A 21,089-nucleotide genomic window follows, 5' to 3' on the forward strand; every position below is an offset into this window, starting at 1 on the left:
CCTCGACACCAACGGAACAGTCAATATGGGCGGGCAGTTATTCATGCTGGCCCTGTGCTTGCTTCTTGCCGTTTGGCAAGGCTCGGTAGCTGTCAACTTCTTCAAGGGAAAAGCGTTCACTCGTGCTCCGATTGTCGTTTGGCAACTATTCCAGCTCATCCTCTCTGTTTCATTCCTGAGCTCCAATATCCCGATGGTGACGGCCGCGGCGGTACTTTCCATCGTGGTCGCCGGAACCACTGTGGTGATGCTCTTCGCGCCGAAGACCACCGCATTCCTCGGAGACCGGCCAAACCGCTGAATTGCCAGCAGATAATTCGTACGGAATATGAATCATCCGCGGTTTGCCTCGTTTGGAGATGACCGCGCACCAATAGTCTTTGGCTCCTTGATGAGGCACCTGATGGATTGGCTGCCAATTCATCGGTTGAAGATCTTGCGGATGATGGGCTTCGACAGCGACTACCTGGCGATCATCGAACCCGTTGGCGCTCAATCCCAGGTCGAAGGCCATCCTGCTGGACGGCGGAACGAATAGCGCGACACCGATTCCCCTCGAATTCAGAGCGTTCAAGAGCGGTGGCAACCGAGAGTCATTGGTGGTTTCGAGGAAGAGGCAAAGCAAGTCCTGCCGAACACGGTACGAGCCGTCCTCGAGAGAACGTACGAACCGTTCAAAGTCCGGTAGGCCGCAAATATGCGGGGAGTTCCAACGCACAGCGAGTACGGCAGTCAGCTGCCGGCGCTGTTGCGTATCGGGGCACAGCACAACAACCATCGGACCTGCTGGTCGAGGGACCGCCTCACCATCGAAGGGCGAGTATCCCAGAAAGTTTGCCGGTTGAAGGGCAGAACCTGAAGGCATCTGCCAAGCCGAAGGCACTTCGGGCCAGGTGCTTCCCGGGATTTCAGCTAATTGAACTTCGGTGAGTTGGAAGACCTGCGGAGGATGCCCCGAACTCAGCTTGACCCCTCGACCCGGCAAAAGCGAACAGGCCGGGATCTTGGGCCACATCATCTTTAATGACTCGGTAGCGTTGAATGGGAAGAACCATTGCTCTGTACAAAGACCGGTGGACTTAAACGCGTTTTGGTCGCGGTCAACTGAACAAATCACCATAGGCGATTGCGGGCCGCCGAAACGCAATAGCGTACCGAGTGCTTCGTCCAGGCGTTGGAAATGTTGCGGGTGGATATTGGACTGCAACTGGGCCAGTGAATGAACGAGAATGATCAATGCTGGATCACTGGGCATGGATTCCAGGAAGTCGACAGCATCGAAAAAGCCATAGGGATCCTCACCCGTGACAACCTTGACGTTTTCAGTGGCATCCGGGATCGGCGACGGACCGAAGCAAAGTATTTTTCTGGGCGAACGGGCGAGGGAAGCGAACAGGGTTCGGGCACCGGCTTCTGGCAAGCCGCAGATCAATGTTGATCGTGAACGGGCAGGGTCAAGAATCAAAGGTTCAAGCCGGGCCAAATGCAGATTATCTGCAACGCCGCAGTAAATCGTTCCTCGTTCCTTCCCATCCCACGTATCTGGCGAGTGCGTTGGTTCTGCTGGCCGAGGCAACGCTGGAGCAAAACCAGATACCGGGAGCTCCGAAGTGGACCACTGTGAGGAAAGTTCTGCTGCATGGTTTTGCAAGCGATCTCCAGCGACTGACGCGATGCTCTTTTCGAATCGGCACAACGGACGAAGGCTGAGATCTTGACGATTCCGCTCGAATAGTTCGCCGTGCAGTGGCGGCTCGATGGCCAGCTGGAATTGCATGTTCCTAGTGGGCTTGGAAGCGCCCTTGATGATCGCCTGTCCGGGGTGGAGGAGTTTGGACGCCTCGGTGGAGCCCACCAGTTCCACGGACTCACCCGGGTCGTTTACCCTCAATGCGATTGTCGTGTTTAAGTTCGCCTTGGTTTGTCCCGTCAAAGCGCCAGCCGGACGCTGCGTGCTGAGAATCAGATGGATTCCTAGAGCTCGACCCACCGCAGCTAAACGATCAATTCTGGCGCTGGCTTGAGGAAGCGTTTCGACGAAAACACGGAATTCGTCAATGACTACCAGCAAGCGAGGCAGAATCGGGCCTGATTCGTCGAGATCTTGATATTCCGCAATGTCGCTGCAGCCTTGTGCTGCCAGAAGCTCCTCGCGCCGCCGCACCTCATGTTCTAGTTGTTCCAACGTGCGCTGAGCCGCTGCCTCATCGAGGTCGCTTGCGAAGAGCTGGACATGGGGCAAACCTGCATAGACGCCTAGTCCAGCTCCACCCTTGAAATCAATAAGTGCGAAGGCAAGCTGAGTCGGCGGGTAGTTCCGGGCAAAATCAGCAATCAGGCGCCTGAGCGCTTCTGACTTGCCTGACCCTGTAGTGCCGCAAATCAGTACATGCGGACCATCCTCATGAAGATCAAGGAACACGTCCTCTTGCTGTTCATCGAGGCCCAGATGTGCCCGTACGGCTAGTGACGGGGATGCAATGGATTCTGCGTTCTTGGTTATTGCCTGCTTTTGCAGCTGCACATACTGCTGCACCATCCTGTCGAACCGCGAAAGGCTCAGCGTGCTTAGGTTCTGCAGCACTAAGCGTTCGTCGGGCAAACGCGAGGACACGGGGCTTGGAACAATCCAATTCTCCACGGATTCGGCCAGCACCGGTGAAACGCCCAGCACCAGGGCGCCGGAAATAGGTTGAGGTTCCTGGGCAGTGACGTACAACGTCGCCAGGTTGGTTTCCTCTTTCCTGGTGAAGCTCGATTCTTCGGGAATCGACAGGTGGGCCACGGAAACGTTGCTCACCAAAAGCAGCGACGCCGGAAGACACCTGACACTGGGATCGAGCACGAGCCGTATCTGGCCGGAATGTATGGCCGGGAGATAGCGTGCAAGTACTGCGGCCAGAATAGCCCCAGCGCTTTGCCCTTGTGCAGAATTCAGCTGCCAGACGCTCGGGGTACTCGGGAAAAATACTGGACCGAACCAGGGCGCGTCCGACTTCGTCTTCCTGAGGCTACGAAATACTTTGCGGATCCCCGTGGGATCAGAACGAGAGGTGTCCTGCGGAGACCACAGTCCCTCGCCCCAAACCAGTGGTGGTATCCGGGCATGCGACAGTCCCAAAGAAGCGGAATCCAGTCCGGCTACGAACGATTCTCCGAGAGCCGGAGAATATTTACTTCTCGCGATAATGGCGGAAGCTCGTTGCACTTCCATTTCCCTTTTCCATTCGCGACGCTCCACGAACAGTTGACCGGCAGGCACCATACCCATAAGGGCCGAAACGCCACTCAAGATCAGAAAGAGCATCGAACCGGTAACCAAGGCAAGCAAGACGCCGGAGATGATCGGAACGAATGCTGCGAGGACCAGAGCAATTAAGCGGGACAGCTCGGGCTTGGAAGGTACTTGGATTTCCAATTGTTCGGGGGTTACCAATTGACCGGATTGGGCGGTTAATGGATCGCCGACAGCGAATTCAGTGTTGCCCAGAAAGAAGCGCGATCCGTGTTCCAATTCCACGGACTCGCAGCGGCTGCCATCTGGCATGGCAAGTTGCTGCTCAGAGCAGGCTACCAGGCGCAAGCTCCGGGTTGTCACGAATAACTTCGCGTGAACCCGGGACACCAGCGGATCTTCTAACCATAATGGGGCGGTTCTGCCGATGACATGTTCTCCCTTTGTGAGCGGAATCCAGGCACCAGCGTCGGGGCCGCGAACTACATATAACTTGAGGCACGAAGCTGTGGTGCTTGTGGCGCGAACAGGTTGGGGCAATTCATTGAGCAGAAGACGTTCAGACGCATGCAGGATCCCCAACTCTTCTATCCGCGTTATTCCCGAATACCATCGTTGTCCCGGGAAATGCTGCTGCAGCAGTGCGGCGAGCTGCTCGCCCGATATTCGTCCGGACATGACAAGTTCGAATTGCCGCGGATGCTGGAATTTTCGGGAAATCAGAAGTAATTCATAGCGGACCATGAGGTCTCCTGAATGTAATGGAATGTTGTCGTTCCCATCTAAACCAGCATTGAGGGCGGCGCTGGAAGATAAGAATCTTGGTGTGGAGAAAGTACCAAGAACTATCCACAACTTCGGGAACCTCTTGAAAGCGGTCTCTGCTGCAGATAGCATCCCTTGTCATACGAATAGGTATGCTGCACCGACGACGCGCTCGCCGATAGTCCCCGAGATCGGGATCCTCCAGTAGGGAAGCCAAAGGAGTCAGTCGTGGATGCGCTGTCCATTGTCGAAGACGAAGTACGCGAGCTGGTTCGCCGGCGTGGATTGGACCCGGCAAAGCAGCCAGCGATGATCCGATCACTTATTGAAGAGGTCATTCGCGACTACGACGAACGCGCATTGCTTGGCGCCGTGCCTTCACTTGGATCGCTAGAGGCCGCCCAACGTTCAGTATTCGATAATGTGGCCGGGTTCGGAGCGCTGCAACCCTTATTGGATGATCCTTCTGTTGAAGAGATCTGGGTAAATTCTCCACATCAAGTATTTTGCGCCAGAGGTGGCCAAAGCGAACTGACCCACATACGCATGGAATCGGCAGAAATCGCGGCTCTAGTAGAACGCATGCTCAAAACGTCGGGCAGGCGTCTGGACCTTTCCCAGCCATTCGTCGACTGCCAATTGCCTGATGGGTCTCGTCTTCACGTCGTGATTCCAGACATCACCCATGAGCATTGGGCCATCAACATTCGTAAGTTCATTGCTCGCGCGGGAAAACTTGAAGATCTAGTTGAGCTGGGAACCTTGAGCGAACAAGCAGCGAGGTTCCTTTCTACGGCGATCAGTGCCGGTCTGAATGTCATCGTTACTGGCCCTACACAAGCCGGCAAAACGACAATGCTCAACTGTCTGGCATCAGCGATCGGCCCCAGGGAACGCATTATCACCATCGAGGAAATCTTTGAGCTGAATCTTTCACTAAGAGATGTCGTTGCCATGCAAACTCGCCTCGCCAATCTTGAAGGCACCGGTGAAATCACGATGCGCCGGCTGGTCAAGGAGGCCTTGCGCATGCGCCCGGAACGGATCATTATCGGCGAGGTCCGCGAAGCAGAGTCCTTGGATATGCTCATTGCCCTGAACTCGGGAATCGCGGGGCTATGTACCTTGCATGCGAATTCTGCCCGCGATGAGACATGTTCAGAAAAGCGTGTACTAAAAGTCGCGTGAATCAGCTTGATTCTAGGAAAGGTCCTGTTCGCCCTCCACCTGTTGCAACGCATCGGAGACCTTTTCGACCGTCATCGCGCCGAAGGCGCTATTCCCGTACCACTTGCCACGCTCGCACCGCCATTCGAATTCAGTCCCCGGTGGTAGCCCGTGATTATTTTGGATCAGCGGGAGCCAAACTCGTCGGGTTTGTTTTGGCCAGGTGAATGGTACTCGCACAGGATCTATGTCCCATATGCGCGTGTAAGTTGGCCATCCTTCGGCTGAGGGGACCCTTGCAACGACGATGAGCTTATGGCCGGGGACAGGCCATGGCCCTAGCGGTTTCAGACTATGCCTAGATCTTCCATTGGGAAGATCAAAATCATCCTCTTTGTACCACCACGTCGATGAACTCATCGATGGTCGCTTTACGCATTGCTTGACCCAATGCACTAGTAGCTTCCGCGCAACGACCAACTTCTCAAAAAACCGCTGAATGCGAGTTGCCGGCGGCAACAATTGGTCTTTGTGCGGGTAGTACTCGGCGACTTTCATTAGTGGTCGAGCCTTACGTTTACGTCGACCTATCTCGACGATGCCCTGCAGAGAAACCTGTCCATTATGGTAGTTGTTCTGTATGAGCCCCTTGATGCGCTCGTAGTCGAAGCTCCAGGTTGCTTGTCCGCCCCGTCCCTGAAGGCTGTAGGGGATTGCAGGTCCCTCGATCCCGCTTGAAAGTTGCAACCCTTGATGGTTTCCACCCAGGTAGATCCTACTAATTTGTGTGGGCTGTGAGCCGTTGTTCACCACGGTTACGTTCAGCATGAACCGGCCGGTTCCGGGCCACTTCTCGTGGTCGGAAGGAAAGAGTACTATCGGCACCGATTGGGCTATCTTGATTCGTGGTCGAGTGTCAAAATGAGTCCAGAGCGATAGGAAAATTGCAATAGCAGCAGCAATTGCCGTGATCCAATCTGCAACATCAAAAGCCGCGGAGTTATTCTCAGATGCATCGCTCGCGTTCGCTTGCATTATTTTCAGCGGCTCTCCGAGGCCCACAATCATTTCAAGTAGCATGCTTCTCATTCTGGCGCACATGACATTAAGCCCATAACCGTCTTTCAATCTCATTTTGTCGGTATCCGCGCGATAGACTCGAACCGGTTGCGGGGTTAAACCCCGCGACCGGAAGTAGAAAGAGCCCAGATGCCTGCACTAGCCGCACCCGCTGCCGATCTCCGTACCGCACTTGAACGCGCGGCCGATTACCCGCGCCTGCGCTACATGGGCAGCAAATACAAACTAGCGCCAGCCCTGGCTCAGGTGTTCCGCGACCTGGGCGGTGAGACCTTCCTGGATGCCTTCTCCGGCTCAGGGTTCGTCGGTTACCTGGCGAAGTCCATGGGTTATGCCGTCACCTCCAATGACTACATGGGTTACGGCCGCGCCATCGCCTCGGCGGCCATTGGTGCCAGTGAGCCACTACTCTCGCCAGACCTGATCGAGCAGATCACAGGACCGGCTGCAGATGACCGCTCGTTTATCCAGGACACTTTCGAGAATGTGTTCTTTACAGCCGATGACCGCAAGTTCTTGGACTCTGCCTGGTCGCACATCGACTCCCTGGATGGGCACACCAAAGATGCGGCTTTGGCCGCTCTGATTCTTTCTGCTGCCCGCAAGCAGCCCCGCGGTGTTTTTACTATCTCGGGTGACCTGTCGCATTACGACGATGGGCGTCGCGACCTTCGGTTGCCGATGCGTGAGCATTTCATTGAGCACGCGGCTGCCTACAACAGGATCGCTTTTGACAATAAGCGAGATCATCAGGCTTTCAAGGGCGATGCCTTGGAACTCGAAAAGACAGCGTATGACGTCGTATATCTAGACCCACCGTACGCGCCGCCCAGCGATGATGCCGACTACACTAAGCGCTACCACTTCCTAGAGGGCCTTTCGGACTACTGGGCAGCTGGCGAGATCATGGAGCACACCAAAACCAAAAAGATCCCTAAGCGCCATTCAGCCTTTGCCAGCAAGCGCACGGCCGCAGAAGCGTTGCGGGCGACCTTTGAGAAATTCTCAGACGCCGGCGCCCTAGTTGTTTCATATTCCTCTAATTCGGTTCCTGGTATGGATTGGATGATCGCGGAGCTTGGCAAGGTCAAGGCCTCAGTTGAGGTTCACAAGATCCCTCACACTTACAGCTTTGGCACGCACGGCACCGCGCTGCGCCGACAAGCCCACGAATACATCTTTGTTGCTAAGGATTAGACTTGCCCGTTCCCACTTTTGAAGAGCTCCTCGGCACGCTGCGGCCAATGGTTCCACCAGCCGATCTCTTAGCAGAATCTGAGCTGCAAACCACCGTCAGGGAGGTTAGCTCTGAGCTAGCAAGCCTTCCTGAAATCACCGTTGATGCTCTCACTGAGTGGGTCGATGCACGAGCTGATGCTGTGCGAGTTCTCGGCTTGGCGGTTGGCCTGGGCCAGGAGCGTTTGATCAATTGGGCGCGGCATCATTTCAACACGGGCGGTTTTGGGGTCCTTGCGCGTGAGTATTCCCGCGAAGTGGTCGAGCTATTGGAGGCTGAGCACAATCTCACCCGTGCCATCAATCAGGGGCGCGGGGTGCAATATACCTACTCAGACATCCTGGTCACTCGGGCAGCCACCCGAAGTACAGCAAAGCGTGCGGCATCTGCAGGGCGCGGGCTTGAAGATCTGCTAGAAGAAATCGCTGTCGATTTAGGGCTGAAATACTCCACCCGTGGCCGATTCACTGGAATTGCCGGCCGAACTGCACCCTACGACTTGGCGATCATGGACGCTAATGGTCGCCCTGTAGTTGTGGTCGGCGCCAAGGCTTTTGACTCCACAGGGTCCAAGCTGACGGACGCGGTGCGAGAAGTTGAGGAAATGGCGCAAACCAGGCTCCCGACCCAGTTCGTTTACGCCGCAGTTGATGGGATCGGATGGAAGGGGCGCCAATCAGACTTCAGGCGACTGCATGCACTTTGGGCAGAATCCCGGATCGACGGCGTATATTCGGCGAGCACGATGCCGGAATTTAAGGATGAGCTTGTAAAGGCATGTCAGCGTCTTGGGCTGCTCGGTGCCTAGCGCCCACACTGCCCTCATCTCCTGCCTAGGCCCAACCCTGACTGCCGCTCTCACTGGCGGCCAGGGTGATCCCGCAGACCGGCGCCTCACTGTCGCCTTGCGCATCTTCCAGACGATCGAGGTCCAGGAGGGCGCGGATCTAGCACGTGCCTGGATGATTGGCGGTAACCCCGCGCTGGGCGGAGACACCCCAATCACGGCAATCCGTGAGGAGCGCTTCAGCGATGTAGAAGCTGCGGTCGGCAACTACCTAGCCGGCTAGCAACCTCCCACGCCTCATTCGTCACGCGACTCATCCAGGATCTGCCCCACCAACTCATCATTAAACCCATTCTCGAGCAGGCGCCTTGCCAGGTCTCCAGCTTGCCCTTGGCTAATAGGTGCTCTTTCAGGCTGCAGTGCCCGGGCGGTGTCCATGATGATCTCCCACGAGTTGCCATCCAATTCCTTAGTCACCCTTGCTGTTCCTCTGCCCACGCATCCGCCTCAAGCTCAATCTGCTGGCGCACATTCTCCACGCTCAGCTCACTGAACCGGGCGGCTGCCCGCTGAACCAAGGCTGCGCCTTCTTCGTCGTAGATGGGCATCTTGACAACCCAAGTACGGGCAGCACTTGGCGGCAGGGAGCATGCTGCATCCCAGAAGAGTGATGCAAGGGTTTCGGTTTGGTCTAGGGTCATGATTTGCGACCCCATTTGACCTCGCAGTTCGTGACTTCGTTAATTTTCGCCATCTCAATCCTTCTCTCTACTAACGGGCAGGAATCACTCTACACCTTTGAAATTCGCTATTTGACATGGTGTGATGCAGAATAATTGCGCAAAAGGTACCTATAATTTAGGGCACAAAAAAGAGCCCCGCAACGCCTCCCGGTGAGGGGAAACGCTGCGGGGTTGGGTGCCCAGATCAGTTTTCGCAAAAAGTGCGATAACTGGTGACTGGGCAACTGGCGCAAAGTTTGCGCCGGTTCGGTTAGTCCTGGTCGGATCCAGCGGCCAACCAAGGTGTGTGCCTGCGGAGGAACTGCTCCACCTTCGGCAGTGCGAGCGTGCGCGTGATTGCACCAGCGATGCCCAGGGCGACGGCTGCCGCGCCTGTGGCCGCCTCAGGGCTGGCTTCGGCAATTGCGGTGTAGATTGGCCCGGCCATGGTTGCCAGGGCAACCAGGGCTGCGAAGATGGTTCGGGCCGTGGCCCGCCACGGGTGGGCGGTCTGCGTGGTGGATGCTCTGTGCTTGCTCATTTCTTCACCCCTCGGTTGGCTGGAAGATTGAGATAGCGGATTTCCGCCTTGATGGTCATGCCCTGGCGCTTCCCATCGATCAGGCCCTTGTAGAGGCCCTTCTTGGCCAGGAAGCGTTGCAACGCCTTGACCAGCATGGGGCCGAACACCGGCTTCTTGCCATGGTCGGCCTCGATGATGCCCTGGTAGTAGCCGGCTTTTTTCAGCCAGCGCTGCATGGCAGTGGTCAGCGACTTATCGCGGTAGCCGATAGCCGCCATGAGCTCGACCCACGCATCGTGGCTGGCATCGGTGTGCACGCTGGACAATGCCAGGGTGACCGCCGGCCAGCTCTTGCCGCTTTCCTTGGGCTTTGGAGTGGAAGGTTGCGGCGTGGCTGCGCCACCCTTGATGCCCCACGAACCGGCCCTCTCAGCAGCCGCAGAGTGCTTGATGGACACATGGATATGCTTGGTGTGGCCGTTGCTGCCGTTGTACGGACGCCAACGGGTGCCGCCCCAGATGCGGCGCTCGTAGATCACGTACGAGACGCGGGGATCATGGAGCACCTGGGCCAGCACGGCGTCGGTGTCGATGCCGTCCTCGTCGATGTCCAGGGCGCGCACCACGCCGCCGTCCGCGTAATCGGGGTTGTGGTCGCTCACTCGGGCCTGATGCGAGGGATCCCCGATCCATCCATCGGAGCTCTTGTCACGGTTGGGCGAGCGCTCGTTGATTTCGCTGCGCAGTGCGGCCAACGATGGGGCAAGGTAATAGGACATTGTGCCTCCTGGGCATGGAAAAAGCCCCGGCCAAATGGCACAGGGCTTAGTGTTCGATGTTCGGTCTAGAGCTCGTCGACGATTTCATCCGGCGGCTGGGGCGGCTCTTCACCGCGGGCACGCAGGCGGGCCTGCAGGGTGCGGGCATAAGCGAGCGCGTGGCGCAGGCGGGGCCTCAGCGTCTTGACCTCGCCGGCAAGCCTGGTCACTTCAGCTTCCAGGCGCTGCAAGCTGGCTTCCAGGGCCTTGACCGCATTGCCTCGGCGTGTGGCCTGATGGCCTATGATGGCCGCCACGGCTCCGAACAGCGCGACTGCCACAGGGGCAGGGATTTCAATCATTGATGGTTGCCTCCTTGGGCATGGGACCACCCCGCCAGACTTGATGCTGACGGGGCGTTGGGGGTGGTTAGTGGTCGGCGATCCACATTTCCGTGTAGAAAGTCATGCTTGAGCCCGTGGCGCGAACCTGGCCATTAGGAAGTAGATAGCCGCCGATCAGGGGTACTTCATACTTCGGACGCATGCCCTCCGGCACAGTAAGAACAAGCAGATTTGGGGTTAGCCCATTGATGACAGACCCGCGCAGGGCAGCCGCCCCATCTGGGCGGAGCATGATTTCCGGGGTGTCTCCTTCGTCAATCTGGAAGCCGTTCGTGAGTGGCAATGCTTGCCAGCCGGTTACTGCGGCCGTCGGGTACTTTGCTAAGCCGAAGTAATACGAGACGCTGTCATAATGCCCGGGCAATAGGGAGAGGACGCCATTTATTCCGACGGTGCCACTCGGAGACCCGCTCGACCCTGAAATCAAGCTTTTCGCGCTGCGGCCGGGTGGGGGTGTGGGAAGGGATAGCGAAGCTGATCTTGCGTAATGGGAGCCGCTTAACCAGACGAAACCAAAGGCATCTTCGCCAGCACCGGCTGAGCGGTTGAAAGAAGTTATGGTTTCATAAATGTCGTTGCTGGCGTTATAGGCGAAGTTGATTGTCATAACGGCGCCTGGCATCAGGGAGCCCCCCAGCGTAACTGCCCCTGTAGCCTCGGAAACAGTAAAACCGACAGGCATGTCTTTTGATGTACTTTTGAGGATTATCTCCTGCACCGGCCGGAAGTCCGCCGGCATCGTGAAGAGATGAGCGCCGGCCAGGAGCTGAGTACCGGTGTTGTTGTATATGGCGCCGTTGGCGAAAACTGCCCCACTACTAAGCTTCGTAAAACGCAGTTCGCCCCAGCGCTTCGGGTCGGCATCGGGCAGACGCCCGGTTGGCGGTGCCGGTTCGGTCCACTGCCCGTTATCGTATGGTGCACCAATTGCCCGGCCCAAGATCGTATTGCCCAGGTAGCCCACCCGGTCATTGACCGCCGGGCTGTAATCGCGCATCCACTGATAGTCGTGGCCGGTCGGGGTGGTGGTCCCTTCCTTGACCAGGCGCACCAACCCATTGGCGCCAAAGATCGGCTCGGGGCCGATGGTTCCGAATTCGAGTGAGGCACTGCCGCCTGAACCACCCCCGCCGCCGGAGCCCGCCGAGCTGCTGCGGCGGTTGACCTTCTCCATGAGCGCGGCCTTTTCGCGATCCCAACGGCGCAGTGGGCCAGTGACGGCGCCGACTTGGACGCCCGCCGGCCCCACCTTGATCGCCGCCCCGGTGATGAGTGCGGCTTCTTCACCGGCCCCGGTCTCAAGCGTCACCTGGTCACCGACGCGCCAAGCGGAGCCGTAGCGCTTCGATGCCTCATCGGAAGGGATGGCCTTGGAGACAATCTCAGTAGCACCCCCGCCAGCTGATGCCAGCGCATCTTCGCCAGCTTGGCGTAGGACTGACTCGTCCTGCTCGCTCGGTTGATCGATGAACGTGGCTCGGCGGACGCCCCACTGCGATTCGGCGGCTAAGGATGCCGGGGTGGTTACCTCGACGATGCGACGGTTCTCAGCCTCGCCCTGGCCAGCAACGAGCACGCGGGTCAGGGTCGGGGCGGTCTTACCCGTCTCGATTGCTTGCAGCTGTCCATTCTCGATGGAGAAGCGAACCAGCCCGGATCGATTGCGCAAATCAAAGACACGGGCGACCAGGCGGGTGCCCTCTTGGATGACGTTGAAGCCCATTGAGTTGGGGTTGCAAATCTCCACGGCTAGTTCGCCCAGATCTTGGAAGCGGCCGCGCTTGGTGAGAGTGTTTGAACGGGTGGATTCATTGATGGCAACCATTGATCCGCGGCGGCGTGCAGTCGGGGCCGCGCTGCCAACATTGGCGTTGATGAAGCCAGTGAGGACCTGCCCAGGCGTGCCGGTGCGGGTGTCGGTCTCAGCGATTTGATGAGAGCCCGCGGCAGAATCTGGGTTGGGGTAAGCCAGCTCTTCCAAGACGACGATGTTGTCTGAGACGCCCTCGACCTGAATGATGGGGGATTGACTCAGCCCCTGTTTGTGGCGGGGCGCAGTAGTCGGTCCGCTGAAAACTTCGGCACCGTCGATGCTTACGATGATGCCAGCGCCTGGTTGCCGCAGCGCACTGGCTAGCGCATGGCCGGCCGGAATTTTCAGGCTCCAGCTGCCGGCGTCGTTCAGCTCTGGCTGAATGAGCGCATCCAGGATTGCCGCCGGTTCGATGCTGCCCAGGCGGGCATACGTTCGGTCGCGAACCTCAAAGGTGACGTCCTCGGGAATCATGATGCTCCTAAATAATGGCCCAGCGGCGGTCGTAGAATTCGACGGTCAAGCTGCCGCCGGTCGAAGCCCTGGAAATGTTCCAGGCGTCATCGCCCGGGTGCAACTGTTTGAATCGCGGGCTCGGGTCCAGCTCTGCGTATCGATTGCGGCCCGATGAATCCCAGATGGAATGCTTCTGTGCGTTGATAGTGAGGCTCTGGCCGGCGGCCAGCTCGCCCCGCCAGTGAAGATTTGCCCCATCAGGGGAGGTTAGGCGCAGCGCGGTGGCCGGACCGGTCAGTGTCCAGATGGGCCAGGTCGCTGCGTCGCCGCCAACGGGGATGTTCCAGTAGCTCGAACCGTTCCATCCCAGGGTGGTTGGTTCGGTCTTGCGCCAGTAAGGATCCCCAGCGCGCAGAGTGACGATGAACTCAACCCAGAATTCGTCTTCCATGCGCACGGCGTCCCGTGTGTGAGCCCAGGTGCCGCCCGCGATTCGATGAACGATTAGCAGCCAATTGCCCATGGATTCGGGGTCTACCGAATAGCGCAGGGAAGTGGCGCCGTTACGCGGATCCAGGAATGAAGCCAGCTCTGACATGCGATCCTGCAGCCCTTGGGCGGTAGCGGAGGTCAGCATCAGTGGGACGTCGATATCACGGGCCAGGACTCGGTGGCCGGCATAAGCCGAGCCGTCGCCCGCCCCCTCATTCCAGCGCACCTCCACCGGAGGGAGACCCGTTCCGGTCAGCCCTTCGACAACTTGGGTCGCCTCGATGCCGCTAAGCATGCCATCCAGGCGGAGCGTGCCCAGCTTGGAATTGACCAGGTATAGATGGGACACGAGGCCTCCTTCGGTGGTTGGTTAGAATCCGAATGCTCGGCCCATTGCGCCTAAGAACTCAGATTCTGAATCGATGCTTTGATTTGGTGCCGCGTGGTAATTCACGGTCTTCGATGGTTGTCCCGTGCCAGCAGTAGCCGGTGCGAGGCTCGAACCGCGCTGCGGCTTGGGAACGGATACCAGGGTTTGCATGGACCGCTCGATGACTTGGCGCTTGCCCTCGATGCCTTGCAAGAACCCATCGCCGGTATCGCCGCCGTAGCGGGCAAAAACACGGCTCGGGGAGTTGATTTCCATCTCGCCGGTGAAGCCGCCCGTGATGACGCCTGGCAAGGTCTGAGTGAAGAACTGACTTACATTTTCCAGCCCGTCTTCGAGACCGCCAAGGAATCCATCGATGATGTCATTGCCCCACGATTGCGCGCCTTCAACGAGGCCTGTGAACGTCTCGTGCGCATTGTCGCCGAAGTCGGTAACCCACGCACTGGCTGTTTCAAAACCGCCTGTGATATTGCCGGTGAGGTCACCAAACCAGCCTTGAACATTCTCGATGCCTGGGCCGATGAAATTCATGAAGCCGCCCCAGGCTTCTTTGATCCAACCGGTGGCGGTCTCCCAGTTCATGGCTAGGGCGATGATACCTGCGCCGAGACCTGCTGCCAGGAGGATGACCCAGGTAATCGGGTTAGCCAGCAGTGCAGCGTTAGCTGCCCAAATTCCGGCAGTCCACCCGACGAACGCCATGGTGAGCACGCCGCCGACAACTGCGGCCGCGGCGCCTAGAATCCAGCTGTTCTCGGTGAGGTAGCCCAGGACGCCAACAACCACGGGCAGGATTGGAACGAGTGCTTCATCCATCAAGCCATTGAAGGCGTTTTTTGCCTTATCCAGTCCGGGACCTAACCCGGTATTCACAGTGTCGGTGATGCCTTGGGCTGCCCCGGTGAACTCGCCGGAGGCCTTGGAGCCGCCAGCCATGGCTGCCAGGAAACCGGGAATCTTCTCTTTTGAAAGATCTTCAAGCGGGGTTCCGAAAAGAGCAACGGCTAGCTGCACTTGCTTGGCGGGATCCTTAACCTTTTGGATTCCCTGCGCCATTTTGGCCATCGCCGCGGAAGCCTTTGCGCCGCCGCCCGCAATATCGGACGACATCCTGCCAGCGTTCAAGCCGATTGTGTCAAACGCTTCGATGGTGGACTTGTCGCCCGCAGAAATTTTTAGGGACATCTCCTTGTAGGCATCCCCCATCTTGTCCATGCCAATGACGCCTTGCTGCGAACCAGCGATGATCAAGCCCATGGATTGTTCGGCGGTGAGTCCGAGACCTTGCCAGTGGGTGGCGTACTCGGCCATGACGGGGAGGACTTCGCCGCGCATTTGTTTTGGGACTTGTTGCATGCCGCCGGCGATAAGATCCATGGATTTGCCCATGTCCATGCCCTTGAAAGAGTCCATCATGATGGTGGCAGTGCCGGTGATTTCTTCGGCGCCGACCTCAAAAACAGACGCCATATTTTGGGCGTTAGCGGTCCATGAGGCTAATTGCTCGTCTGTGGCCTTGACTCCAGCGGTATTGATCGAGGAGTAAACCGCATCGGCAGTACCCACGACCTCCTCCATGGTCGAGCCGTAGGCGCTTGTGAAAGCCTTGCCGCTGATTTCACCCATGCGGGCGGATTCGGCAGGGCCCAAACCGTTAGCTGCGGCCAGTTTGTTTGTGGCCGTCTCTTTCTCGATTGTTCGGCTGAAAGCGCCGGCAACGGCAAGCGCTGCGGCGGCACCGGCGGCCAACATGCCAGCCTTGGCAGCAGATCCGAAACCTTCACCGAATTTCTTGCCCGACTTCTTGCCTGATTCTTCCCCGGCCTTTTCGAGGGGGGCGCCCATGCCCTCGGCTAGCTTGCCCTCGGTACCCTCAAAAGACGGGATGATATGGACATAAATAGAGCCGGCATCAAATGATTCAGCCATGCGGTGCCTCCTCAGGTTAATAATGAATGGGGAAGAACCCCACCCGCGGCTAAGCGGATGGGGTTCTTGTGGTGCGCCTCGCCATGCGGGCCGCATGCCTTTCGGCTTTCGCAGCCAGCCGCTCGGATCTCTCACGCGCTTCATGCTCGGCTTGATACTTACCCTTAGGCGGCTCGGGCGGCTTCGGAGCATTGCGGCCCGACTGGCCATCCTTTGATTGCTGCCAGGCAAGCACGCTCAAAGCATGAATGGTTTCTTGGGCCAGCTGCTCGGCTATAGCTAGGGCGTTCCAGCCGCCCACCTCTTGGAAGGTGAGGCACCCGCGAGGGAGCCGGTCGATTGCCTCGGCGGCCCACCACAACGGAACCTCCTCGGACAGGATCTGCCCTAGGCTGACTCCGTAGTTTCGCCTCAGATCAATGTCCAAGGCGAAACCGTGAGCTTTGGCCAGGTATGCCGCTCGTATTAAGCGCCCGCCTGACGAGCTTTTCCCAGCGCGGTGAAAAAATCCTTAGTTGCCGACAGCGGGTATTCGGTCAGGAACTCGTACTCGTCCGCGCTCAGCAGGTGGAACGCGGCCTTGCCGATTGCGCCTTGCTCCATCAGGTGCTGAACCTTCAACGTCCAGTTGTGGGTGTCAACCTCGAACGGGTGTCCCAAGAATTCGATCTTGATGACGACGTCTTCGGGGTTGCGGTAATCCTGCGGCAGGGTTGCGCCAATCTCTGCGGCGCGCTGCTTAGTGGTCTGTGAGGTCGTTGCCATGGCGATGACTCCTGTTTAGTTCGTGGAATGGGTTGGCGATGAAGAGTGGAACCCCGGGGCGCGCATCGCCTCACGCCCCGAGGTGGCTTACTTACGCGGCTACGGCAGCAGCTGGGTCATTTGTGACCGTATCGGCGGTGCCGGTGCACGTAACGGTGAACTCGTGGAGAGTGGCCCCGGACGCGGTTCGGCCGACGGCGCCTCGGGCGGTGACTTCGCCCCTGCTCCAGATCTCGCGGCGATGGATCAGATCTGCCACCGACTCGTCGTAATTGTCGAACACCCAAACATGAGGGTCTGACTTTGTCTTCTGGATGTTCTTCCGCGTGGTCACACCCTCTACGCTCGTGGAAGCGGTTGAGCCAGGATGCATCAGACCCGCGACCACGGCGTTTTCTTCGGTGCAGACGAATTTCTTTTCCAGCTTTTCGCGGTTGATCTTCGTTTTTGCAGTCCGGCCGCCCTGGTGCACCTTGGTTTCGTTCACCGTTTCCGTGACCGTGTCCTCGAGGCCGGATTCGTCCAGGAATCCTGGGCTAACATAAGCCGCGGGGAGCTCTTCCAAGCCGACCGGCAACGGAGTTCCCAGCGGGGCCACGTAGACCGCGTCGTCGTCGCCGCCGTAATAGCGGATATTGGCTTCATTTTTCATGCGGTTGCCTCCTTGGCATTGGCCCGAGCGCGAGGCGCGGGCTCGATGGGTACTTCATCCCCATTGACAGGGGCGTCCTCGGTGGCCAGCCGGGCATGGCCAAGGTAGACCAGACGACGGGCCATTTCGGGTTTGACCTCGACGGTCACGCCGGCGGGTTTGCCGGAGTACTCCGTGGTCAGGATGATTCGGGTCATGGGGTGGCTCCTGCCTGGTAGCGGATCGATAGCTGGATGGTTTGCGTGTAGCGAGACAGTCCGGCATGTGCAGGATCGGGAAGGTTGGCCGGGCCGGAGACCTCGGCAACTTTGTAGACTCGGGGATTCACGCGGAACGCCGCTTTCATGCCCTCCAAAGATTGGCGGGCATCCTCGGCCAAATCCCACGCGGCGCTTGGCGTATCGGCGTACGCCTCGACAACCAGGATCGGCTGATCGACAACACGACCCATGCGGGATCCGCCAGTACGTAGGATCTTGATGAATTGCCCGGTGGTGGACTCCTTGGGCGGAGCATCGGCGACGTGAACGCCGGGGAGCTCAGCCGCCAGGTGTTCCTGGACTAGGCTTTCAGCATCGTGGAAGCGGACGGCCATTAGCTCACCTTTCCGGCGGAGATTGCCCTGGTGAGCGCGCGATCATTTTGCTCAGCCTGGATTGCTTCAAGATTGCTTGCAACAACGGCGGCGCGGGCTCGGTTGCGGCTCATTCCGCGCTTGACGATGAAGCCTGGACCGGCTGTAGCTGCTACTTTTTCGGCAACGCCGACCATGGAGTTTTGCATGCCAGCGGAGCGGGCAAGGTTGCGAATTCCGGCATGATTCAGTTCAACGCGGATCCTTACTTTAGCCATCAGTGCCCCTCTCGAACCAGATGGGCTTCAACGTGAGCTGCAACCCCGGATATCCCAAAATGTGGGATTGGGGGAGCATCCAGGCGGAAACGCCGCGGGATACTAGGAAGGGTGACCAGGTCGCCCTCGGTGATGTCGGAGCCCGGTGGTAGCAGTAGAAGCCAATCCCACGTTGCGGCTTGGTTGACGCCGCCAGCGGTAGCGCGTGGCTCCGACCAGCAGCCGGTGACCTCGTGCGTGGTCTCAGGCCCGGAGGCTTGTGGTGTGCCGCGCTCAATGACGGTTGCCTTGCGGTGCACCTGGACGACCTGACGGGCGAAAGATGGGAGTGCCACTAGATGCCACCGCCGATCCGGTACGGGGCCAGCAGAAGCCGTTCATGCTCCATGAGGACCACGCCGCCCGCGGCATTCGGGGCAACCATGGTCGGGGTTAGCTCGGTCATGCCTGCTTTCTCCCTGATCGCGCCAGTGGGTGACATCTCGGCACGTGCGGCCATCTGTCGGATCGTGTCAATGATCAGGCTGGCGTCTTTGATGCCGTGGGTGAGCGTAACGCTCACGCCGCGTAGGCGGTTCGTCCATCGCTGGCCGGCGGGTAGACGGACGAAGCCAGCCTCAGACCACTCGAGAGTTTCGGGGTCTAGCTCTTCACCCTCGTTGCTCATGGCCGAAATGGCGGCAATGCGGAGTGTTGGCAGGCGCAGCGAGTTTTCGCCGTTGCCGTCCAGCGTTAGCGTTTCCTCTAGCACCGGAGCGATATGCCAACCAGCGAAGTCGCGAACGGCCTTTTCGGCGGCGGCCAGGTAAGCCCGGGAGCCGCCCGGGGCGGGGATCATGGATTGCATCGGGCGGCCTCCTGGCTACTTGTCGAGGGTTTCGGTTTTGGTGTTTTCCGCCGGAGGCAGGGTTACCGACTTGTCTTCGGGCTTCGAGGCCTTGTTCTTCGGTGCCGGTGCTTTGGTGTCGGCGACCTGGTGGAACATCTCAACGCCTTGATGCATAACTTTTACTATTTTCACGGGGTTCCTTAGAAAGCTTTGGGGTACAACCAAAGGCCCGCAGCATGGTTAGCTACGGGCCCTCGGTTGAGGAATGCCGGCCTAAAGCTAGGCAGCAGGTGCGGCGCTCGAAAGCGTCACGATGGCGAAGGCCGACGGCTGCTTGACCTGCAGCGCCAGGCGCTTGGAGGCCTTCAAGGTCACCTTGCCGGTCTCGAAATTGTCGCCGTTCTCGCTGGACGCGGCCACGGCCACGCCGCCCTTGCGGTAGACCTTGGCGGTGGCGAAGGCACCAACCAAAGGCTTACCCAGGGTCGCGGCGGTGGTCACGATGGCATCCATACCCCAGACCTGCGCGCCCAGCGCGGAAGCGAACGGTCCTCCCGCGATCCAGCGCCCCTCGTTGTCCTTCTCCAGCCTGAGAGCCTCAAAGTCGGTGGGGTGGATTGCGACCGTGTCCGCATCGCGGTTGCTCGCGATGTTCACCTGAGTCTTGGCGCGGTGGATTGCGGACGCGTTGTCGGCCTTGTCCGTGGAGGCCACGGCCAGCACGCCGGTGCGGCGGGAGAGGCCCAGCAGATTCGAGCCGACGCCGTCGCCGTCCAAGATCTGGCGCTCCTCCTCGATCTCCACGTCATCCGCCAGCAAGCCGTTCACCTCACCGGAGATGTACTCGAGGTCATCCAGCATCTCCTCGGTCAGGTCGGTCATACCCTGGACCTTGGAAATGCCGTCGCGGTACTGCTTGAATGCGTAGGTGACTTTCGAACCCTTGGTGCCTTCGGCGACCGAGGTGACGCTGCCCTGCTTCGCTTCTTCGGCGGTGTAGGTGATGCCGGTACCGGTCAGGGTGCCGGAACCCATGCGCGAGGCCACGGTCGGGATGACGCGGGTCTGACGCTCAACCTCGCGGTCCACCTGGTCATCGCGCAGCGAGCCGGTGGTCAGTGGGTCGCCCGCAGCCTTGTATTCAGTCGCCGCGACATCGCGCACCTGGCCCGACTTCAGGCGGGCCAGCTGATCGCCAGCTTCAGCGACAAAGTGAGCGCCTGCCGACTTCGCGCGGGCTACCTGGTGCTTCGGGGCGTCCTGGTCGGCGTTCTTCACGCCGGAGATAATGCCTTCCATGGCGACCAGGTCGGCTTCGCGGCTCTTGGCCTCGGCGATCTCGCCCTTCAGCGAGCTCATGCGGGCCAGCTGCTCGGCGGTGGCGTTGCCAGCCTTAGCTGCGGTCAGGATGTTCTTGGCTTCTGCCAGGAGTGCTGCAAGATTCATTTGGTGATCTCCAATTCGAGATTGATTGCGGAAAGGTAGGTTTCGAGCTCGGCTGCTTGCGTTGCGGATGACTTGGCGGGCGGCTCCTCGGACTTGGCCTGTGAGGGCTCCTGGTCCTTGGCCGCGGGGCCGTTATCGGCTGCCTTGGCGTCGCTTTCAACCTCGGTGAGGGATGCGAGGAGTTCGCCCAGGGCTTCGTGGGCCTTGCGGATGAGCTCCTCATTTTTGGCGGATACCTTGCGGCCCGCCTTTGCCTCGACGGCCGGCGCGGGGGCCGATTTCACGTCGAGTAATTCTGTGGATTGGTTGGCACCAACGAGTGTTGGGCCGACTTCAAAAAGCTTGAGCTTCCGTAATTCGGTGACGTACTCGCCGTCACGTTCGCCACGGGTTGCCTCAAGCACCGAGTAAGCAAAGCTGAACTGCTTCACGCGGCGGCCCTTCATCAGGCGGTAGGCCTGCGCTGCGGTCGGATTATCTTCGATATCAAGCTGTGCGGTGAATTCAAGACCAGTCTCGGTTGCCTTGATCTCGGTGCAATAGCCGATGTGGTTGAAGGGATCCGAACTGCCGTGCGACCAGACAACCGGGACCGGGTCGCCGGATGCGGCGAACTCAGCCAGCGTCTCGTCGAACGCTTCGGGCATGACCACATCGCCGTAGCTGTCGACGTTGCCGAACACGCTCGCGACGGCGCGGATGATGCCAGCGCCGGCCGATTCATCGGGCGCGGCCTTCACCGTGAATACGGCATGCTTGGTTGCTGCCATTTGGTTGCCTCCTAGG

23 protein-coding genes and 1 pseudogene are annotated in these 21,089 nt (G+C 59.0%); 4 read left to right on the plus strand and 20 right to left on the minus strand.

Features of this window, described 5'->3' with window-relative positions; translation table 11 throughout:
• Positions 1-169: 169 nt before the first annotated feature.
• Positions 170-3,979 carry an FtsK/SpoIIIE domain-containing protein gene (locus ACIOU9_RS13405; protein ID WP_402697194.1) on the minus strand — a complete coding sequence of 1,270 codons (3,810 nt, stop codon included), beginning with the start codon at positions 3,977-3,979 and terminating at the stop codon, positions 170-172.
• Positions 3,980-4,228: 249 nt separating this feature from the next.
• Between ACIOU9_RS13405 and ACIOU9_RS13410 the strand changes: the two are divergent.
• Positions 4,229-5,149: pseudogene (locus tag ACIOU9_RS13410) on the plus strand (CpaF family protein); the annotation flags it as partial.
• A gap of 51 nt (positions 5,150-5,200) precedes the next feature.
• Here ACIOU9_RS13410 and ACIOU9_RS13415 read toward each other — a convergent pair.
• The gene (locus ACIOU9_RS13415; RefSeq protein WP_402697196.1) at positions 5,201-6,247 is read right to left on the minus strand and encodes a hypothetical protein; all 1,047 of its coding nucleotides are present in this window, start codon (positions 6,245-6,247) and stop codon (positions 5,201-5,203) included.
• A 129-nt stretch (positions 6,248-6,376) separates the two neighbouring features.
• Here ACIOU9_RS13415 and ACIOU9_RS13420 point away from each other — a divergent pair, with 129 nt between their 5' ends.
• From ACIOU9_RS13420 to ACIOU9_RS13430, 3 genes are read left to right on the plus strand one after another with little or no spacing between them, the layout of a single operon-like run.
• On the plus strand, positions 6,377-7,444 hold the full coding sequence (locus tag ACIOU9_RS13420; protein ID WP_402697197.1) for a DNA adenine methylase: 1,068 nt from the start codon (positions 6,377-6,379) through the stop codon (positions 7,442-7,444).
• 2 nt (positions 7,445-7,446) lie between these two features.
• Positions 7,447-8,292, plus strand: a complete 846-nt coding sequence (locus tag ACIOU9_RS13425; protein WP_402697199.1) for a hypothetical protein — start codon at positions 7,447-7,449, stop codon at positions 8,290-8,292.
• A complete protein-coding gene (locus tag ACIOU9_RS13430) occupies positions 8,285-8,554 on the plus strand; it encodes an antitoxin Xre/MbcA/ParS toxin-binding domain-containing protein (protein WP_402697201.1) in 270 nt (89 codons plus the stop codon). Before ACIOU9_RS13425 ends, ACIOU9_RS13430 begins: the two co-directional genes overlap by 8 nt.
• A gap of 14 nt (positions 8,555-8,568) precedes the next feature.
• Here the strand turns inward: ACIOU9_RS13430 and ACIOU9_RS13435 are convergent, their stop codons facing one another.
• The 18 genes from ACIOU9_RS13435 to ACIOU9_RS13520 form a co-directional block, all read right to left on the minus strand.
• The gene (locus tag ACIOU9_RS13435) at positions 8,569-8,748 is read right to left on the minus strand and encodes a hypothetical protein (RefSeq protein WP_402697202.1); all 180 of its coding nucleotides are present in this window, start codon (positions 8,746-8,748) and stop codon (positions 8,569-8,571) included.
• Positions 8,745-8,972 carry a hypothetical protein gene (locus ACIOU9_RS13440; protein ID WP_402697204.1) on the minus strand — a complete coding sequence of 76 codons (228 nt, stop codon included), beginning with the start codon at positions 8,970-8,972 and terminating at the stop codon, positions 8,745-8,747. The genes ACIOU9_RS13435 and ACIOU9_RS13440 overlap by 4 nt, the downstream gene beginning before the upstream one ends.
• 292 nt (positions 8,973-9,264) lie before the next feature.
• Positions 9,265-9,534 (minus strand): hypothetical protein, encoded by a 270-nt coding sequence (locus ACIOU9_RS13445; RefSeq protein WP_402697205.1) that lies wholly within the window; start codon positions 9,532-9,534, stop codon positions 9,265-9,267.
• Positions 9,531-10,295 carry a peptidoglycan-binding domain-containing protein gene (locus ACIOU9_RS13450; RefSeq protein ID WP_402697207.1) on the minus strand — a complete coding sequence of 255 codons (765 nt, stop codon included), beginning with the start codon at positions 10,293-10,295 and terminating at the stop codon, positions 9,531-9,533. The genes ACIOU9_RS13445 and ACIOU9_RS13450 overlap by 4 nt, the downstream gene beginning before the upstream one ends.
• 65 nt (positions 10,296-10,360) lie before the next feature.
• Positions 10,361-10,636, minus strand: a complete 276-nt coding sequence (locus ACIOU9_RS13455; RefSeq protein ID WP_402697208.1) for a hypothetical protein — start codon at positions 10,634-10,636, stop codon at positions 10,361-10,363.
• 67 nt (positions 10,637-10,703) lie between these two features.
• A complete protein-coding gene (locus ACIOU9_RS13460; RefSeq protein WP_402697210.1) occupies positions 10,704-12,965 on the minus strand; it encodes a hypothetical protein in 2,262 nt (753 codons plus the stop codon).
• 7 nt (positions 12,966-12,972) lie between these two features.
• Positions 12,973-13,788, minus strand: coding sequence for a phage distal tail protein (locus tag ACIOU9_RS13465; RefSeq protein WP_402697211.1), 816 nt, complete (start codon positions 13,786-13,788; stop codon positions 12,973-12,975).
• A 2,020-nt stretch (positions 13,789-15,808) separates the two neighbouring features.
• Positions 15,809-16,060, minus strand: a complete 252-nt coding sequence (locus ACIOU9_RS13470) for a DUF5361 domain-containing protein (protein ID WP_402697304.1) — start codon at positions 16,058-16,060, stop codon at positions 15,809-15,811.
• Positions 16,061-16,224: 164 nt separating this feature from the next.
• Complete coding sequence (locus ACIOU9_RS13475) at positions 16,225-16,524, minus strand: hypothetical protein (RefSeq protein ID WP_402697213.1); 300 nt, start codon at positions 16,522-16,524, stop codon at positions 16,225-16,227.
• Between the two features lie 91 nt (positions 16,525-16,615).
• Positions 16,616-17,176, minus strand: coding sequence for a hypothetical protein (locus tag ACIOU9_RS13480; RefSeq protein WP_402697214.1), 561 nt, complete (start codon positions 17,174-17,176; stop codon positions 16,616-16,618).
• On the minus strand, positions 17,173-17,373 hold the full coding sequence (locus ACIOU9_RS13485) for a hypothetical protein (RefSeq protein WP_402697216.1): 201 nt from the start codon (positions 17,371-17,373) through the stop codon (positions 17,173-17,175). The genes ACIOU9_RS13480 and ACIOU9_RS13485 overlap by 4 nt, the downstream gene beginning before the upstream one ends.
• On the minus strand, positions 17,370-17,771 hold the full coding sequence (locus ACIOU9_RS13490) for a hypothetical protein (protein ID WP_402697217.1): 402 nt from the start codon (positions 17,769-17,771) through the stop codon (positions 17,370-17,372). The genes ACIOU9_RS13485 and ACIOU9_RS13490 overlap by 4 nt, the downstream gene beginning before the upstream one ends.
• Complete coding sequence (locus ACIOU9_RS13495) at positions 17,771-18,028, minus strand: hypothetical protein (protein WP_402697219.1); 258 nt, start codon at positions 18,026-18,028, stop codon at positions 17,771-17,773. The genes ACIOU9_RS13490 and ACIOU9_RS13495 overlap by 1 nt, the downstream gene beginning before the upstream one ends.
• The gene (locus tag ACIOU9_RS13500) at positions 18,028-18,363 is read right to left on the minus strand and encodes a hypothetical protein (RefSeq protein ID WP_402697221.1); all 336 of its coding nucleotides are present in this window, start codon (positions 18,361-18,363) and stop codon (positions 18,028-18,030) included. Before ACIOU9_RS13500 ends, ACIOU9_RS13495 begins: the two co-directional genes overlap by 1 nt.
• On the minus strand, positions 18,363-18,875 hold the full coding sequence (locus tag ACIOU9_RS13505; protein WP_402697222.1) for a hypothetical protein: 513 nt from the start codon (positions 18,873-18,875) through the stop codon (positions 18,363-18,365). Before ACIOU9_RS13505 ends, ACIOU9_RS13500 begins: the two co-directional genes overlap by 1 nt.
• A 15-nt stretch (positions 18,876-18,890) precedes the next feature.
• Complete coding sequence (locus ACIOU9_RS13510) at positions 18,891-19,049, minus strand: hypothetical protein (protein ID WP_402697223.1); 159 nt, start codon at positions 19,047-19,049, stop codon at positions 18,891-18,893.
• A gap of 87 nt (positions 19,050-19,136) precedes the next feature.
• Positions 19,137-20,303 carry a phage major capsid protein gene (locus ACIOU9_RS13515; RefSeq protein WP_402697225.1) on the minus strand — a complete coding sequence of 389 codons (1,167 nt, stop codon included), beginning with the start codon at positions 20,301-20,303 and terminating at the stop codon, positions 19,137-19,139.
• Entirely contained in the window at positions 20,300-21,073 is a 774-nt protein-coding gene (locus ACIOU9_RS13520; protein ID WP_402697226.1) for an HK97 family phage prohead protease, read from the minus strand. Before ACIOU9_RS13520 ends, ACIOU9_RS13515 begins: the two co-directional genes overlap by 4 nt.
• Positions 21,074-21,089: the final 16 nt, after the last annotated feature.

The sequence above is a fragment of the Glutamicibacter sp. NPDC087583 genome, from assembly GCF_044743685.1.
GTDB lineage: Bacteria > Actinomycetota > Actinomycetes > Actinomycetales > Micrococcaceae > Glutamicibacter.